The organism is Micromonospora thermarum, assembly GCF_012034245.1.
In the GTDB taxonomy this organism is placed as follows: Bacteria; Actinomycetota; Actinomycetes; order Mycobacteriales; family Micromonosporaceae; genus Micromonospora; species Micromonospora thermarum.
This window is the reverse complement of sequence record NZ_JAATEO010000015.1, coordinates 82,369-97,213: the sequence shown is the minus strand read 5'-3', so window position 1 is coordinate 97,213 and position 14,845 is coordinate 82,369. Positions and strand designations below refer to the sequence as shown.

Here is a 14,845-nt window from a genome sequence, read left to right as displayed (position 1 = left end):
CCGTACGGCCGGTCGGCCCCGGACCGGGTGGGTCGACGTGACACCCCTGCTGCTGGCGGTCGCCCTGGTCGCCCAGGGCGTGGCGGTGGGGGTGATGGTCTCCACGGTCATCGGCCTGGCGCCGATGACCCTGGCCGTGCCGTACCAGACGTACGTGGGGACCGTGCAGTTCCTCTGGAAGCGGTACGACCCGCTGATGCCGGCGCTGAACGCGACGGCCTGCGTCCTGGACCTGGTGCTCGTCGCCACCGCCGACGACGCCACCGCCCGGACGCTGTTCGGCACCGCCGGCGCCCTGCTGGTGGTGGTGATGGTGATCTCGGTCGTCAAGAACGTGCCGATCAACCGGTACGTCATGTCGCTGGACCCGCAGCGCCCGCCCGCCGACTGGGCGCTGGCGGACCCGCGGGTCCGCTGGCGGAACTGGAACCTGCTGCGCACGGCGCTGGCCGTGCTGGCGTTCGTCGTGAACGTGAGCGCCGTGGCGGTGCTGCTCGCCACCACGGCGAGTCCGTGAACCCCTGGGAAGGAGACACCGTGGACGTTGCCGGGAAGAAAGTGCTGGTGACCGGCGGCAGCCGGGGCATCGGGCGGGCGATCGTGCTGTCCTTCGCCCGCGCCGGAGCCGACGTCGTGACCTGCTACCGGACGGAGAGCGAGGCGGTCGGCAGCCTCGTCGAGGAACTCAAGGCCACCCCCGGCACCCACCAGGTGGTCCGGGCCGACGTCACCAAGGCCGAGGACGTCACCGCGCTGATCGAGGAGGCCCGGCTGCGGTTCGGGCGCCTCGACGCGGTGGTCAACAACGCGGGCGTGATCAGCCACGTGCCGTTCGCCAAGCTCCCGCTGGACGAGTTCAAGTCGGTCGTCGACAGCAACCTCACCGCCGCGGCGCGGGTGATCCAGGCGGCGCTGCCGCTGCTCGGCGCGGGCGCGTCGGTGGTCAACGTCGGCTCCCGGGTGGCCACCGTCGGCATCCCGCTGCGCGCCCACTACACCGCCGCCAAGTCCGGCCTCATCGGGCTCACCCGCTCGCTCGCGAAGGAGCTGGGTCCGCAGGGCATCCGCGTCAACGTCGTCGCGCCCGGCCCGGTGCAGACCGAGGCCGAGACGCCGCCGGCGGTGCTGGAGCGCTACAAGAACCTGATCCCGCTCGGCCGCCTCGGCGAGGCCGACGAGATCGCGTCCGTGGTCCGGTTCCTCGCCAGCGACAGCGCGAGCTTCGTCAACGGCGAGACCATCAACGTCGACGGGGGGATCTGATGGCCGCCGACGAGGACCGGTCGGAGGTCTTCCGCGTCATGCTGCGCATGAACATCCACCCCGGCATGGAGCGGGAGTTCGAGCAGACCTGGCACAAGGTCGGCAGCACGATCGTGCAGCACCCGGCGAACCTCGGGCACTGGCTGTCCCGCAGCACCGAGGAGGACTCGGTCTACTACGTGGTCAGCGACTGGGTCGACGAGCCCCGCTTCCGCGAGTTCGAGCACAGCGAGGCACACGTGGAGCACCGCACCAAGCTGCACCCGTACCGGTCCGGCGGGTCGATGACGACCATGCGCGTCGTGTACGGGATGACCGGCGCGGCGGCGGCCCGGTGACCCGGGCCGTCCCCACCACGGCACGACGAAGGGAGGCACCGACGTGGGTTCGCTCGCCGCGAAACGGATCCTGATCACCGGCGGTACGCGCGGCATCGGCCGCGCCACCGCGCTGGCCGCCGCACGGGCCGGCGCGCGGCTGGTGGTGTGCTACGGCCACGACCGCGAGCACGCCGAGGAGTTCGCCCGGGAGCTGGAGAAGGAGGGCGCCGGCCACCGCGTCGTCCAGGCGGACGTCACCGACGAACAGGACGTCACCCGCCTGGTGGAGGTCTGCCGGGAGACGCTCGGCGGCCTGGACGCCGTGGTGAACAACGCCGGCGTCGACGGGCGGGCCGCCCTGGAGGAGCTGACGCCCGAGGAATGGGCACGGGTCGTCGACATCAACCTGACCGCCGCGTTCCTGGTGACGAAGGCGGCGCTGCCGCTGATCGTCGACGGCGGCTCGGTCGTCCTCGTCGGCGCGTCGGCCGCGCTGCGCGGGCGCCCGCACAGCGCGCACTACGCGGCGTCGAAGTCGGCGCTGGTCGGGCTGACCCGCTCGGTGGCCCGGGAGGTCGGCGACCGGGGCGTCCGGGTCAACACGGTGGCCCCGGGGGTGATCGTCACCGAACCCGGCGGCGGCCCGCCGCCACCGGTCGCGGAGCTGATCAAGGGAATGACCGCGCTGCGCCGGCTGGGCGAACCCGACGAGGTGGCGGGGCCGGTGCTCTTCCTCGTCGGTGACGAGTCCCGCTATGTCAGCGGGAGCATCCTGCACGTGGACGGAGGAATCTGATGCCGTACGCCGCCATCACCTACCGGGTCAAGCCCGGTCACGAGGAGGAGATCGCGGAGATCTTCGCGAACTTCCGGCGGGTGGACTCGCCGGTGCTGCGGGACGAGGACGGCACCGAGGTGGGCGAACTGCTCGGCACCGCGGTGTTCATCCGGGACGACCTGATGGTGCGGGTCATCCACTACCAGGGGGACTTCGCCGCCATCGGCCGGCACATGGCGAAGCAGCAGGGCGTGCACACGCTGGAGAGCAAGCTCGCCCCGTACCTCGCCGAGCAGCGGGACACGAAGACCACCGAGGGCTTCCAGTCGTACTTCCGCAACGCCACCATGCGCTGCATCTCGCAGCTGTCGCGCGAGGAGTACGTGCCACCGCAGCCCAACTGACCGCACCGACGGATGCGGCGGACCGGAAGTTCCCGGTCCGCCGCTTTCGTGCGTGCCCACGACGAAGGCCCCGCCCACGGACGGGGCCTTCGTTCTCGTCGTCAGCCGGCGAGACGCAACCGCTCGGCGTCCTCGACGGCCATCTCGTCGACCAGGCCGGTGGTGTGCTTCGCGGCCCGGAAGACCGGGTTCGCCACCACCCGGCGGAGGAAGTCGCGGGTCGTGTGCACCCCGCGACCGGTCACCCGGAACTCGGCCAGCGCCCGGTCGACCCGCTCGATCGCCTGCCGCCGGTCCGGCGCCCAGACGGTCACCTTGGCGAGCAGCGGATCATAGTCGGCGGTGACCCGGAAACCCGGGAAGCCGTGGGTGTCCACCCGGACGAACGGCCCGCTCGGCGGCAGGAACTCGTCGAGCACCCCGGGCGTGGGCAGGAAGCCCCGCTCCGGGTCCTCGGCGTTGACCCGCACCTCGATGGCCACGCCCCGCGGCTGCACGTCCTCCTGGGTGACCGACAGCCCGTACCCGGCGGCGACCCGCAGCTGCTCGCGGACCAGGTCGATGCCGGTCACCTGCTCGGTGACCGGGTGCTCGACCTGGATCCGGCAGTTGACCTCCATGAAGACGAAGTCGCCGTCGTCGCCGACCAGGAACTCGTACGTGCCGGCGCCGGCGTAGCGGACCTCCCGGGCCGCGTGCACCGCCGCCGCGCGGATCCGCTCGGCCAGCTCACCGGGCAGGCCCGGCGCCGGTGTCTCCTCGACGAGCTTCTGGCGGCGCCGCTGCACCGAACAGTCGCGCTCCCCCAGGTGGATGACGTCGCCGTTGCCGTCGCCCAGCACCTGCACCTCGACGTGCCGGGCGTTCTCCAGGAACTTCTCCAGGTAGAGGCGGGGGTCGTTGAAGGTGGCCTGGGCCACCGCCCGCAGCCGGGCCCAGGAGCGGCCGAACTCGCGCGGGTCGCGGACCACGGTCATCCCCCGGCCGCCGCCGCCCGCCGTGGCCTTGATGATGACCGGGTACCCGATGAGGGCGGCGACCTCCCGCGCCTCCTCCAGCGAGGCGGGCGAGCGGGAACTGCCGGGCAGCACCGGCAGACCGGCCGCCCGGGCGATCTCGCGGGCCTGCGCCTTGTCCCCGAGGCGGCGCAGCAGCGCGGCCGACGGGCCGACGAAGGTGAGCCCGTTGGCCTCGCAGATCTCCGCGAAGTCCGGGTCCTCGGAGAGGAACCCGTAGCCCGGGTGCACCGCCTCGGCGCCGCTCTGGAGCGCGGCGGTGACGATGGCGGCGGGGTTCAGGTAGCTGAGCCGGGCCGCGGACGGTCCGATCCGGACGCACTTGTCGGCGTACCGGGCGATGGCCGAGTCGCGGTCGCTGTCGGAGCAGACCGCGACGGTCCGGATGCCCATCTCCCGGCAGGTCCGTGCGATCCGGAGCGCGATCTCGCCCCGGTTCGCGATCAGCACGGTCGAGAACACGTGTCCTACCTCCTGGTCCGCGTCACGGCGCGTCCGCCTCGGGGGGCGGCGCCAGTACGAAGAGCACCTCGCCGTACTCGACCGGGGTGCCGTCGGCCACGCGCACCTCGAGCACACGGCCGGGCCGGTCGGCCTCCACCGGGTTCATGAGCTTCATGGCCTCGACGATCGCCACCTGCTGGCCCGCCGCCACGTCCTGGCCCACCTCGACGAACGGCGGCGCCCCGGGCCCGGGAGCCCGGTAGAAGGTGCCCACCAGCGGCGCCGAGATGGTGAACGTGCCGTCCGCCGGGGGCGCCTCCCCCGGGTCACCGGCGGCGGCCGCTGCCGCGGCGGGCGCCGCCACCACGACCGGCGCGCCGGCCGGCGTGTCTGGCCACTCCAGCGCCACCAGCAGCTCACCGGCCTGCACCCGGACGCTGCGCAACGGCGTCGGGGCGGTACGCGCGAGCTGTGTCGCCTGCCGGCACAGCTCGTCGATGCCGTGTGAGGTCGTGTCGGTCACCTCGTTGGTCATGTCCACCTCGACTCCTCGGTGCCGAACCGCCGGAACCGTCGCCGGCGGCGGGCCACCAGATCCGTCGCCGCGACGGCGGCGATCTCCTGAAGGGACTCGATCAGCGCGGCCCGCAGCAGGTCCGCCGCGGTGACCGGGTCCTCGTGCGCGCCGTCGGGCGGCTCGGGTACCACCGCGTCGACGATGCCGTGACGCAGCAGGTCCCGGGCGCCGATCTGCAACGCCGCCGCGGCCCGGGGCGCGGCGGCCGGATCCTTCCAGAGGATCGCGGCGCACCCCTCCGGGCTGATCACCGAGTACATGGCGCCGGCGCAGGCGAGGACGCGGTCGGCGACCGCGAGGGCCAGCGCGCCGCCACTGCCGCCCTCGCCGGTCACCACCGCGACGACGGGCACCGGCAGCCCGGACATCAGGCGGATCGTCTCGGCGATCGCCCACGCCTGCCCGCGCTCCTCGGCGTCCACGCCGGGATGGGCTCCCGGGGTGTCCACCAGGGTCACGACCGGCAGGCCCAGCTTGGCGGCGAGCCGCATGAGCCGGGCCGCCTTGCGGTAGCCCTCCGGCAGCGCCATGCCGAAGTTGCGCTGGATGCGCTCGGCCGTGTCCCGGCCCTTCTGGCTGCCGATCACGACCACCGGCCGGCCGTCGAGCCGCCCGATCCCGCCGACGATCGCCGGGCAGTCGCCCGAGCTCCGGTCGCCGCGCAGTTCCAGGAAGTCGTCGAAGACCTGGGCGATGTGGTCGAGGGTCGTGGGGCGCTGGGGGTGCCGCGCCGCCGCCACCACGTCGGCGGGCTCGCGGACGGGCAGCTCGGCGGGGTCGCGAACGAGGGGTACCCGGGTCGGGACCGCCGCCGACGGGGTGCCCGGCGCGGCGGCGGCCAGCAGCCGGGCGAGGGTCGGGCGCAGCGCCGAGCGCGCCACCACCGCGTCGAGCAGGCCGCGGGCCAGCAGGAACTCGGCGGTCTGGAAGCCCTCCGGGAGCTCGTGGCCGATCGTCTGCTCGATCACCCGCCGGCCGGCGAACCCGATGCGGGCGCCGGGCTCGGCGATGACGACGTCGCCGAGCGTCGCGAAGGAGGCCGCCACCCCGCCGTACGTCGGGTCGGTGACCAGGCAGATCGTCAGGATGCCCGCCTCGTCCAGCTCGGCCATCGCCTGGCTGGTCTTCGCCATCTGCATGAGGGCGAGCGCGCCCTCCTGCATGCGCGCCCCGCCGGAGGCGGTGACCAGCAGCAGCGGGCGGCGGGTGTCGCGGGCGGTCTCGGCGGCGGCGGTGATGGCCGCGCCGACCCCGACGCCGAGGCTGCCGCCGAGGAACCGGAAGTCCATCACGGCCGCGACCAGCGGATGGCCCATCAGGGTCCCGGTCACGCAGGTGACCGCCTCCGCCAGGCCGGTGGCACCGCGCGCGGCGCGGAGCCGGTCCGGGTACGGGTGGGAGTCCACGAAGCCGAGCGGGTCCTCGCTCACCGCCGGCGGTTCCAGCGGCCGGACGGATCCCGGGTCCAGCAGCTGCTCGATGCGTTGACCGGCGGTGAGTCGACTGTGGTGGCCACAGCCGGGACACACCCGCAGGTCCCGGTCGAAGCGCGGGCCGTAGGTCAGGCCCCGGCAGGTGCCGCAGCTGACCCACTCCGGCGCGGATGGGGGCAGTGTGGAGACGGTCACACCGGAAGCCTGACTCCGGAGCCTCAAGGCGTGTTGGACGCGGGCTGAACCGGGGCGCCGCCACCGGCGCGGACGTCCACCGGCTCTCGAGGACCGGCCGTGATCCTGCTGTGCGGGCGCGGCCGCACGGGCGGCACGCGGCCGCCGGAGAGGGAGGACGCGGATGCCGAGCGACCGGGCGGTGGGCCGGGAGCCCGCCGACACGTACGACGAGACGACGCCCGTCCTGGTGGTCGGAGGTGGCTACGCCGGCCTCGCGTCGGCGCTGTTCCTCGCTCACCACGGGGTGGCGTCGGTGCTGGTGGACCGGCACCCGGGCATCTCGGTCCAGGGCCGGGCACGGGGGATCAACCAGCGGACGATGGAGCTCTACCGGCCGCTCGGCGTCGAGGACCTGATCCGGCGGGCCGGCCGGCCGTTCGACGACGAGGCGGGAGTGGTCCGCTGTGAGACCCTCAGCGGGGAGTGGACCTGGCTGCTGGCCGACGACACACGCAAGCCGCTGCCCGAGCTGACCCCGGCCGAGTTCGTGATGGCCGACCAGCGCAGCGTCGAGCCGATCCTCGTCGACGCGGCCCGCGAGCGCGGGGCGGACATCCGCTTCGGCACCCGGTGCGTGTCGGTGGAGGCCGACGACGACGGCGTGACCGCGGTCATCGAGGACGTCACGAGCGGCGACCGGCGTACCGTCCGGTCCCGCTACCTGGTGGCCGCGGACGGCTTCCGTGGGCGGACCCGGGAGGCGGTCGGGATCGACCGCGCCGGGCCGGGTGTCACGCAGCACTGGGTGACGTTCCTGGTCCGGGCCGACCTGACCGGGATCGTCCGCCAGCGGGCGATGTTCTGGATCGTGGTGAACGACGAGATCGGGCTGGGGTCGTTCCTGACGACGTCGGTCCCGGACCAGTGGGCGATGAGCGTGAGCTTCGACCCGGCGCGTACCCCGGCGGAGTCGTTCACCCCGGACCGTTGTCGCGAGCTGGCCCGGTCGTTCCTCGGGACCGACCGGCCGGTGGAGGTGCTCGACGTCGCCGCCTGGGAGGAGGCGGTCGGTGTCGCCGACCGGTTCCGGGCCGGGCGGGTGTTCCTCGTCGGCGACACGGCGCACGTCTGGCCGCCGGCCGGCGCGATGGGCGCCAACGCGGCCGTCCAGGACGCCCACAACCTGGCCTGGAAGCTCGCCGGTGTGCTCGGCGGATGGGCCCGCGAGGGCCTGCTGGACACGTACGAGGCGGAGCGCCGGCCGGTCGCCCTGGCCCTGGCCGACATCACCGTCGCGCGGCAGCGGGCCCGCTTCGGCGAGGACCCGGGGACCGAGGACGTCGACGACGTGCTCTGCACCCTCGGACAGCGGTACCGGTCCGCGGCGACGGTCGGTGCGGCGCACGACACGGTGTACGGGCGGGAATTGACCGCACGTGCCGAGCCGGGCCTGCGGGCGCCGCACCTGTGGCTGGACCGCGGCGGGCGGCGCATCTCGGTGCACGACCTGTGCCACGACGCGTTCGTGCTGCTGACCGGGAGCGCGGCGGTCCGCTGGGACGGGGTGGGATCGCTCGTGGCCCGGGAGCTGTCGGTGCCGCTGCGGGCGTATCGGATCGGGTCGGCGGCGGCCGGCGCGGACCTGGTGGACGTTGAGGGCGTCTTCGCGGCCCGGTACGACGCCGCCGGGGCGACGCTGCTGCGGCCGGACGGCCACGTGGCCTGGTGTTGCGGGGACTCGGTGGTCGATCCCGCCGCCGCGCTACGCGAGGCTCTGCGGACGGTGCTCGGCCGGGCCGACTGACGCGGTGCGGTCCGGCGGGCCGAACGCGACGATCCGGTGGGCGGTCCCGAACGCCCACCGGATCGGTACGTGAAGGGCCCGCCTCAGTACGTGGCGGTGACCTCGTAGACGCCGAACGGCCGGGGGCCGGGTACGCGCTGGTAGTCGCGCAGCGGCGCGGTGGTGCCCCGGTGGGCCGCCCCGGCCTCCCAGTCGCGGAAGGCGTCCAGGCTGGTCCACTCGCTCATCACGACGAACGCGCGGTCGTCGTCGGCCGCGCGGAGCAGCTCGTTGCGCAGCAGGCCGGGAGTTCCGGCCAGGTCGCGGCTGATGCGGTGGTACGCGGTCGCCACCGCGTCCGGCTCACCCGAGGGCGCGGCGGCGTAGACCAGGACCCGCACCCGGTGTGGTCCGGCCGGCGCGGCGCCCTCCGGTCCGGCCTCGTCGGACGTCGACCGTGCCACCTGGTCGGACATGCGGGCCACCCCTCCCTCGTGCGCCACGGCGTGGCGGCGGCCCCGCCCGGGGCCGCCTCCACAGGACACCCCGACCCGCTGGGGGGCGGCTGAAGCCGGGCTCGGTCTCCCGGCCCCGGCGGGGCCGGTTCTCGAGGCGGACTCGACATCCGCCGGACGCCGGCGCGGGTGGAAATAGGAGGCGTCAGCATCATTCCCGTCGAGCGGCGCAAAAAGGACAACATAGATGACGGTTTTTGTCCAGAGTGCCGCTGGAACTACGGATTATGCGCCACTCACCCGATCCCGCTAGACGCTAAGCGACATTTTGTCGACGCCTGCACGCCACGCGCGATTAGCACGGAACCTACCCGCGGGAAAGGTCGGACAGTTGACCCACGAAACCTTGACCGTGCTGGGGTCGCAACTTACAGTCTGTAGCAGTTGCGCCACGGAGCATGTCGATCATGCCGCCGAAAGACTGGACAAGTTGTCTGGGGGTTGATCCACCACCACAATTGCCCGTCAATGTCCCGTCTTTCGGACGAGCGTTAACGCCGCACCATTTCCTGGGGGAGCTGAATGGTGTTCCGCATTCTTGGCCCATTGTCCGTTACTCACGAGGACCGGGATATCACCCCGACCGCACCGAAGGTTCGCCAGGTCTTGGCTTTTCTTCTGGTGCGCCGTAACCAGGTTGTGCAGGTCAGCGAATTCGTTGACGAATTATGGGGGGACAATCCGCCGGACAGCGCGATGACAACCCTCCAGACGTACATCTACAAGCTGCGCAAGGACGTGTTGGACCCGTCCGGGCTGGCGCGGCTGCACACCCAGTCCTGCGGCTACCTGCTGGACGTCGACGACGATGACATCGATGCATGTCACTTCGAACGGCTCGCCCAGCAGGGCCGACTCGAACGGGAGCGCGGCGACGCGCAACGCGCCAGCGAACTGTTCACCGAGGCTCTCGCGCTCTGGCGCGCCCCGGCCCTGCTCGGCGTCAACGCCGGCGAGATCCTCTCCGCCCACACGACCCGCCTCGAGGAGAACAAGCTCCGGGTGCTCGGCATGCGCATCGAGGCGGACATGCAGCTCGGCCGGTACGAGGAACTGATCAGCGAACTGAAGGAACTGGTCCGCAGCTATCCGCTGCACGAGCGGTTCCACGCCAACCTGATGACCGCGCTGGACCGGTCGGGCCGGCGGTACGAGGCGTTCGAGGTCTACCGGCGGCTGCGGGAACTGCTCATCGACGAGCTCGGGCTGGAACCGTCCCCGGCCGTCCAGCGGCTGCACCGGTCCCTGCTCAACGCCGAGCCGACGGAGAGCCGCCCGGCGCCTCGTCCCGCGACGTCGACCGAGCGGGCCCCGGCCCGTACGGCGGTGCCCGCGCAACTGCCGCCGGACGTACCCGACTTCACCGGCCGGGAGGCGGTGGTACGGCAGGTCACTGCCGTCCTCGCCGCCGGGCAGGAACACCGGACGGCACCGGCCGCGGTGTCGATCTGCGGGCTGACCGGTGTCGGCAAGACAACCCTGGCGCTGCACGTCGGGCACCTGGAGAAGGCCCGGTACCCGCACGGGCAGCTCTTCGCCGACCTGCGGGGCTCGTCCCGCAACCCGACCTCACAACTGGACGTCCTCGCCGCGTTCCTGCGGGCGCTGGGCGTGCCGGAGCAGCAGATCCCGCCGACCGTGGAGGAGCGGAGCAGCCTCTACCGCACCTGGACCAACGGCCGGCGGCTCCTGGTGGTCCTCGACGACGCGGCCACCGCCTCCCAGATCGCCCCGCTCGTGCCGGCGACGCCGGAGAGCGCGGTCGTGGTGACCAGCCGGTGGGGCCTTCAGGTCCTGCCCGGCGTCCAGGTCACCAAGCTCGACGTGATGACCACCGGCGAGGCCGTGGCCCTGCTGCGGGCCATGGTGGGCCCGTCCCGGGTGAACGCCGAGCCGGAGGAGGCCGAGCGGATCGCCGACCGGTGCGGCCACCTGCCGCTGGCGCTGCGCTGCGTCGGCGCCCGGCTCGCCGCCGCACCGACCTGGTCGCTGCGGAAGATGGCCAGCCTGATCGAGTCCGGGCCGGCCGCGCTCGACCAGCTGCGGTTCGCCGAGTTCGACGTCCGCACCAACTACGACGAGACCTACTACCGGCTGGAGCCGCACGACCGCAGCGCCCTACGCCTGCTCAGCCTGCTCCCGCCGCCGCACTTCACCGCAGCCACCGCGGCCAACCTGCTCGGCAGCGCCGCCGACACCGTGGAGACGCAGCTCGGCCGCCTGGTCGCCTGCAACCTCCTGGAGGCGCGGGCGGACGAGGGCGTGGTCCGCTACCAGCTGCACCGCTTGACCCGCCTGTACGCGCGGGAACGCCTCAACCACGAGTTCATCGAGCCACGGCTCGGCACGAACGTCTGAGCTCGCGGACGGGTGCCGGAGTCAGCCTCACCACCGACCGGCCGTCCCGCCGGTGTGGCACCGTCACCCGCCCGTCCCGTCCCACCCGCCGCCCGGTCGTCCCGCCGGGCTCAGGGCCCGGCCGTCCCGCCGGGCCCGTCGCGCCGCCCCGCGGTCCGCTGCGTCGGTCACCGCCCGCCGGTCGCCAGCCGCCGCGCCGGGCACCGCCCATCGGGCCGGTCACCGCCCGCCGGCGGTCCGGACGATCTCGCCGTTGACGTTGCCGTTGGCTGCCGAGCCGAGGAAGACCACCAGGCGGGCCACGTCCTCCGCCGTGCTGAGGCGGCCGCTCGGGGTGTCCCGGGCGGCCTGCGCGACCAGCTCCGGGTCGACGTTGTCGAGGCTCTCGGTCAGCGTCCCGCCGGGAGCGACCACGTTCGCCAGCACACCGTCCCGGGTCCACATCAGGCCCCGGACGAAGCCGTGCAGCGCCGCCTTGGCGGCCCCGTAGACCTCAGACCCCGGGTTGCCGTGCAGGGCGGTGACCGAGGAGAGCAGGACCACGCGGCCCCAGCCGCGCCGGCGCATCCCGCGGAGCACCTCCCGCACCGTCCACAGGTGGCCCTCGACGTTCTCCCGGAACCGCCCCAGCCACTCGTCCAGCGGCAGGTCCTCGTACGCCGGAAGGTCCTCCGGATTGATCCACACCCAGGTCTGGGCGTTGGCCACCAGGACGTCGACCCCGCCCCAGCGCTCCTCGACACGGCGCACGGCCGCCCGTACGGAGGCGGGGTCGGCGAGGTCGTACGGCACCGCGAGCGCCCGCTCCTCCCCGCCCAGTTCCTTCACCACCTGCTCGGCGGCCGCCTCGGAGGTGTGGTACGTGACGGCGACCCGGGCGCCCTCGTCGGCGAAGGCCCGTGCGGTGGCCCGGCCGATGCCCCGGGTCGCCCCGGTCACCAGCACCCGCTTGTCCGTCAGGCCGAGATCCATGGCGTACCCCTCACGACGTCGTCGACCGGCACGGCCGTGCCAGAGGGTCACTCTCCGTCGCCGGGCTCGACGCCGGCTCGGGACGGCGCCACCAGGGCCGGCGTCTGCTCCAGCCGGGGTCAAGCCACCCCCGATAGCGTCCGCCGCGACCATCCCGCCTGGACTTAAGGACGGCCGATGCCGCTGCACGACGAACTGCGGGAGATCCGCGATCCGGTGCTGCGCAAGGTGCAGGACCACCCCTTCTGGTCGGGGATCCGGGACGGGTCACTGCCACCGGCGGCGCTGGCCCACTTCCTGGCGCAGGACACCGGGTACCTCCTCCCGACGTACGCCCGGGCGCTGGCCCGCTGCGCGGCAGCGGCCGACGCCGACGCGCACACCCTGCTGCTCGGCCAGTCGGTGGCCGGAACCCTCGACGCGCGCGACCGGCTGCGCGCCAACAGTGCCGCCCTGGCCGCGACGACCGGCCTGCCGGAGACCCTCGGCGACCCGCCGATCGACCCGGTCACCCGGGCGCACACCGCCTTCCTCACCGCCGCGACGGCCGACTCCTTCGCCGGCGGGGTGGGCGCGCTGCTGCCGATGGTGTGGTTCAACGCCGAGGTCTCCAACCGGCTGCTGCGCGACACCGTGACCGACTCGCGCTACCGGCCCTGGGTGGAGGCCTACCACCCCGGGGAGTCCTACCGGTACGCCGTGCAGGCGTTCCTGGACATGGCCGACGACGTCGGCAAGAACGGTACGGCCCGGGAGCGGGCCGATCTCATCGAGCAGTTCTCCATCAGCATCCGTTACGAATGGGCATTCGCCGAGTCCTGCACCGCGTCCCTTTCAGACGGTGGGGACCGGCGGCTGCCGTTCGAGGAGTCAACGAGAGAGGGCACGAGATGACTGCCCAGGCCCCGGTTCCCTACCCCTTCCCGTGGACCCCGCCGATGGAGGTCCCGGAGGCGCTGCGCGGCCTGCGGGAGCAGGCCCTCGTCGAGGTCCGCCTGCCCAGCGGCGACACCGCCGTGATGGTGACCCGCTACGCCGACGTCCGCAGCCTCTTCGCCGACCCCCGGCTGAGCAAGAACGTCGCCCGCCCGGACGTAGCCCGCATCGCCGCCGACAACGAGCTGTTCGTCGACCCGAAGATCGACGGCGACCCGCCCCACCACACCCGGATGCGCGGTCTGGTCACCCGGGCGTTCACCGCCCGCCGGATCGAGCTGCTCCGCCCGTACGCCCAGCAGGTCACCGACGAGCTGCTGGACGCGATGGCCGCCGGCCCGAAGCCGACCGACCTCAACGAGGCGCTCGCCTTCCCGCTGCCGATCCTGGTGATCTGCAAGCTGCTCGGCATCCCGCCGGAGGACCGCAACCGGTTCCGGTCGCTGGTCGACGGCTTCCTGTCCGTCACCAAGCTGCCGCCGGACGAGGTGGAGCGGTGCCGCAGCGAGCTGTGGCAGTACCTGGTCGAGCTGATCGAGTACAAGCGGGCCAACCCCGGCGAGGACGACCTCATCACCAGCCTGATCAAGGTCCGTGATGAGGACGACAACCGGCTGTCCGAGTACGAGCTGCACCACTGGACGCGGAGCCTGCTCATCGCCGGCTACGTGACCACGGCGAGCCAGATCGGCACCGGCACCGCGGTGCTGCTGCACCGGCAGGACCTGGTCAAGGAGATCCGGGCCGACTACTCGCTGGTGCCGTCGGCGGTGGAGGAGCTGCTGCGTACGCAGATCATGGGCTCCTCGATCGGCACGCTGCGGTACGCGTTGGAGGACATCGAGCTGTCCGACGGCACGATCCTCAAGAAGGGCTCCAGCGTGCTGCTCTCCGAGGAGTCGGCGAACATGGACGAGGAGGTCTTCACCGACCCGTTCAACCTGGACATCCGCCGCCCGGAGAACCACCACATGACCTTCGGCGCGGGCATCCACTACTGCGTAGGTGCCGCGCTGGCCCGGATGGAGCTCCAGGTCGCCACGGAGACGCTGCTGCGCCGGTTCCCGGACATCCGGCTGGCCGTGCCGGCCGCCCAACTCCCCCGCGCCCTCGGCGGCTTCATGGAGGGCTTCAGCGAGGTCCCGGTGACCTGGTGAACCGCCACGCTCTGGTCACCGGCGCCAACCGGGGCATCGGCCGGGCGGTCGCCGCCGAGCTGCACGCCCGCGGGCTGGCGCTCACGGTGACCGCCCGCGACGCCGCGGCCGCCGCCGGGACGGCGGCCGAGCTCGGCCCCGGCGTACGCGGGCAGCAGCTCGACGTGACCGACCCGGACAGCGTCGGTAAGGCCGCGGCCGACGTCGGGCCGGTCGACATCCTGGTCTGCAACGCCGGCGTGCTGCTCGACGCTGGCACCGGCCCGCTCACCGCCCCGCTCGACCTGGTCGAGGAGACGCTGCGGGTCAACCTGCTGGGCACCTGGCGGGTGCTCCAGACGTTCGTGCCGGGCATGGTGGAGCGGGGCTGGGGCCGGGTGGTGGTGGTCTCCAGCGGCACCACGGCGGAGTTCGGCGGCGCCCTCTTTCCCGGCGCGCCCGGCTACTCGCTGTCCAAGAGCGGGCTGAACGGGCTCACCGCGCTGGTCGCCGGGCAGACCGCCGGCACCGGCGTACTGGTCAACGCCGTCAACCCCGGGCGGGTCCGGACCCGGATGATGCCGCAGATGACGACGCCGCCGGAGGTGCCGGCCCGGTTCATCGCGGACGTGGCCACCCTGCCCGCCAGCGGGCCGACCGGACAGTTCCTCACCGAGCGACGCGTCCCGCAGTAGCCGCGGGACGGCGTCGACAAGCAGCACCCTTCGACCAA

15 protein-coding genes are annotated in these 14,845 nt (G+C 73.1%); 10 read left to right on the top strand and 5 right to left on the bottom strand.

Features of this window, described 5'->3' with window-relative positions; translation table 11 throughout:
- The first annotated feature begins 37 nt into the window (after window positions 1-37).
- Genes HCJ94_RS15645 through HCJ94_RS15625 form a run of 5 tightly spaced genes read left to right on the top strand, consistent with a single transcriptional unit; the run spans window position 38 to window position 2,765 of the window.
- Window positions 38-517 carry an anthrone oxygenase family protein gene (locus HCJ94_RS15645; protein WP_205801339.1) on the top strand — a complete coding sequence of 160 codons (480 nt, stop codon included), beginning with the start codon at window positions 38-40 and terminating at the stop codon, window positions 515-517.
- 20 nt (window positions 518-537) lie between these two features.
- Window positions 538-1,263, top strand: coding sequence for an SDR family NAD(P)-dependent oxidoreductase (locus HCJ94_RS15640; RefSeq protein WP_168001749.1), 726 nt, complete (start codon window positions 538-540; stop codon window positions 1,261-1,263).
- Complete coding sequence (locus HCJ94_RS15635) at window positions 1,263-1,601, top strand: antibiotic biosynthesis monooxygenase family protein (RefSeq protein WP_168001748.1); 339 nt, start codon at window positions 1,263-1,265, stop codon at window positions 1,599-1,601. The genes HCJ94_RS15640 and HCJ94_RS15635 overlap by 1 nt, the downstream gene beginning before the upstream one ends.
- A 43-nt stretch (window positions 1,602-1,644) precedes the next feature.
- The gene (locus HCJ94_RS15630) at window positions 1,645-2,379 is read left to right on the top strand and encodes an SDR family NAD(P)-dependent oxidoreductase (RefSeq protein WP_309227296.1); all 735 of its coding nucleotides are present in this window, start codon (window positions 1,645-1,647) and stop codon (window positions 2,377-2,379) included.
- Window positions 2,379-2,765: a SchA/CurD-like domain-containing protein gene (locus HCJ94_RS15625; protein WP_168001747.1), complete on the top strand. Its 387-nt coding sequence runs from the start codon at window positions 2,379-2,381 to the stop codon at window positions 2,763-2,765. The genes HCJ94_RS15630 and HCJ94_RS15625 overlap by 1 nt, the downstream gene beginning before the upstream one ends.
- Window positions 2,766-2,866: 101 nt before the next feature.
- On the opposite strand, the gene HCJ94_RS15620 is transcribed toward HCJ94_RS15625, so the two are convergent.
- From HCJ94_RS15620 to HCJ94_RS15610, 3 genes are read right to left on the bottom strand one after another with little or no spacing between them, the layout of a single operon-like run.
- Complete coding sequence (locus HCJ94_RS15620) at window positions 2,867-4,243, bottom strand: acetyl-CoA carboxylase biotin carboxylase subunit (protein ID WP_168001746.1); 1,377 nt, start codon at window positions 4,241-4,243, stop codon at window positions 2,867-2,869.
- Window positions 4,244-4,265: 22 nt separating this feature from the next.
- A complete protein-coding gene (gene accB / locus HCJ94_RS15615; RefSeq protein ID WP_168001791.1) occupies window positions 4,266-4,760 on the bottom strand; it encodes an acetyl-CoA carboxylase biotin carboxyl carrier protein in 495 nt (164 codons plus the stop codon).
- Window positions 4,757-6,430: an acetyl-CoA carboxylase carboxyltransferase subunit alpha gene (locus HCJ94_RS15610; protein WP_309227295.1), complete on the bottom strand. Its 1,674-nt coding sequence runs from the start codon at window positions 6,428-6,430 to the stop codon at window positions 4,757-4,759. Before HCJ94_RS15610 ends, accB begins: the two co-directional genes overlap by 4 nt.
- A 163-nt stretch (window positions 6,431-6,593) precedes the next feature.
- Here HCJ94_RS15610 and HCJ94_RS15605 point away from each other — a divergent pair, with 163 nt between their 5' ends.
- Window positions 6,594-8,216, top strand: a complete 1,623-nt coding sequence (locus HCJ94_RS15605; protein ID WP_168001745.1) for an FAD-dependent monooxygenase — start codon at window positions 6,594-6,596, stop codon at window positions 8,214-8,216.
- 83 nt (window positions 8,217-8,299) lie between these two features.
- On the opposite strand, the gene HCJ94_RS15600 is transcribed toward HCJ94_RS15605, so the two are convergent.
- Window positions 8,300-8,671, bottom strand: coding sequence for an antibiotic biosynthesis monooxygenase family protein (locus HCJ94_RS15600; protein WP_168001744.1), 372 nt, complete (start codon window positions 8,669-8,671; stop codon window positions 8,300-8,302).
- 561 nt (window positions 8,672-9,232) lie between these two features.
- Here HCJ94_RS15600 and HCJ94_RS15595 point away from each other — a divergent pair.
- Window positions 9,233-11,068 carry an AfsR/SARP family transcriptional regulator gene (locus HCJ94_RS15595; protein ID WP_168001743.1) on the top strand — a complete coding sequence of 612 codons (1,836 nt, stop codon included), beginning with the start codon at window positions 9,233-9,235 and terminating at the stop codon, window positions 11,066-11,068.
- 219 nt (window positions 11,069-11,287) lie between these two features.
- On the opposite strand, the gene HCJ94_RS15590 is transcribed toward HCJ94_RS15595, so the two are convergent.
- Complete coding sequence (locus tag HCJ94_RS15590; protein ID WP_168001742.1) at window positions 11,288-12,040, bottom strand: SDR family NAD(P)-dependent oxidoreductase; 753 nt, start codon at window positions 12,038-12,040, stop codon at window positions 11,288-11,290.
- Window positions 12,041-12,217: 177 nt separating this feature from the next.
- On the opposite strand from HCJ94_RS15590, the gene HCJ94_RS15585 reads away from it, so the two are divergent.
- From HCJ94_RS15585 to HCJ94_RS15575, 3 genes are read left to right on the top strand one after another with little or no spacing between them, the layout of a single operon-like run.
- The gene (locus HCJ94_RS15585) at window positions 12,218-12,934 is read left to right on the top strand and encodes a TenA family protein (protein ID WP_168001741.1); all 717 of its coding nucleotides are present in this window, start codon (window positions 12,218-12,220) and stop codon (window positions 12,932-12,934) included.
- Entirely contained in the window at window positions 12,931-14,133 is a 1,203-nt protein-coding gene (locus tag HCJ94_RS30215) for a cytochrome P450 (RefSeq protein ID WP_168001740.1), read from the top strand. The genes HCJ94_RS15585 and HCJ94_RS30215 overlap by 4 nt, the downstream gene beginning before the upstream one ends.
- Window positions 14,130-14,807 (top strand): SDR family NAD(P)-dependent oxidoreductase, encoded by a 678-nt coding sequence (locus tag HCJ94_RS15575; protein WP_168001739.1) that lies wholly within the window; start codon window positions 14,130-14,132, stop codon window positions 14,805-14,807. The genes HCJ94_RS30215 and HCJ94_RS15575 overlap by 4 nt, the downstream gene beginning before the upstream one ends.
- The last annotated feature ends 38 nt before the right edge of the window (window positions 14,808-14,845 follow it).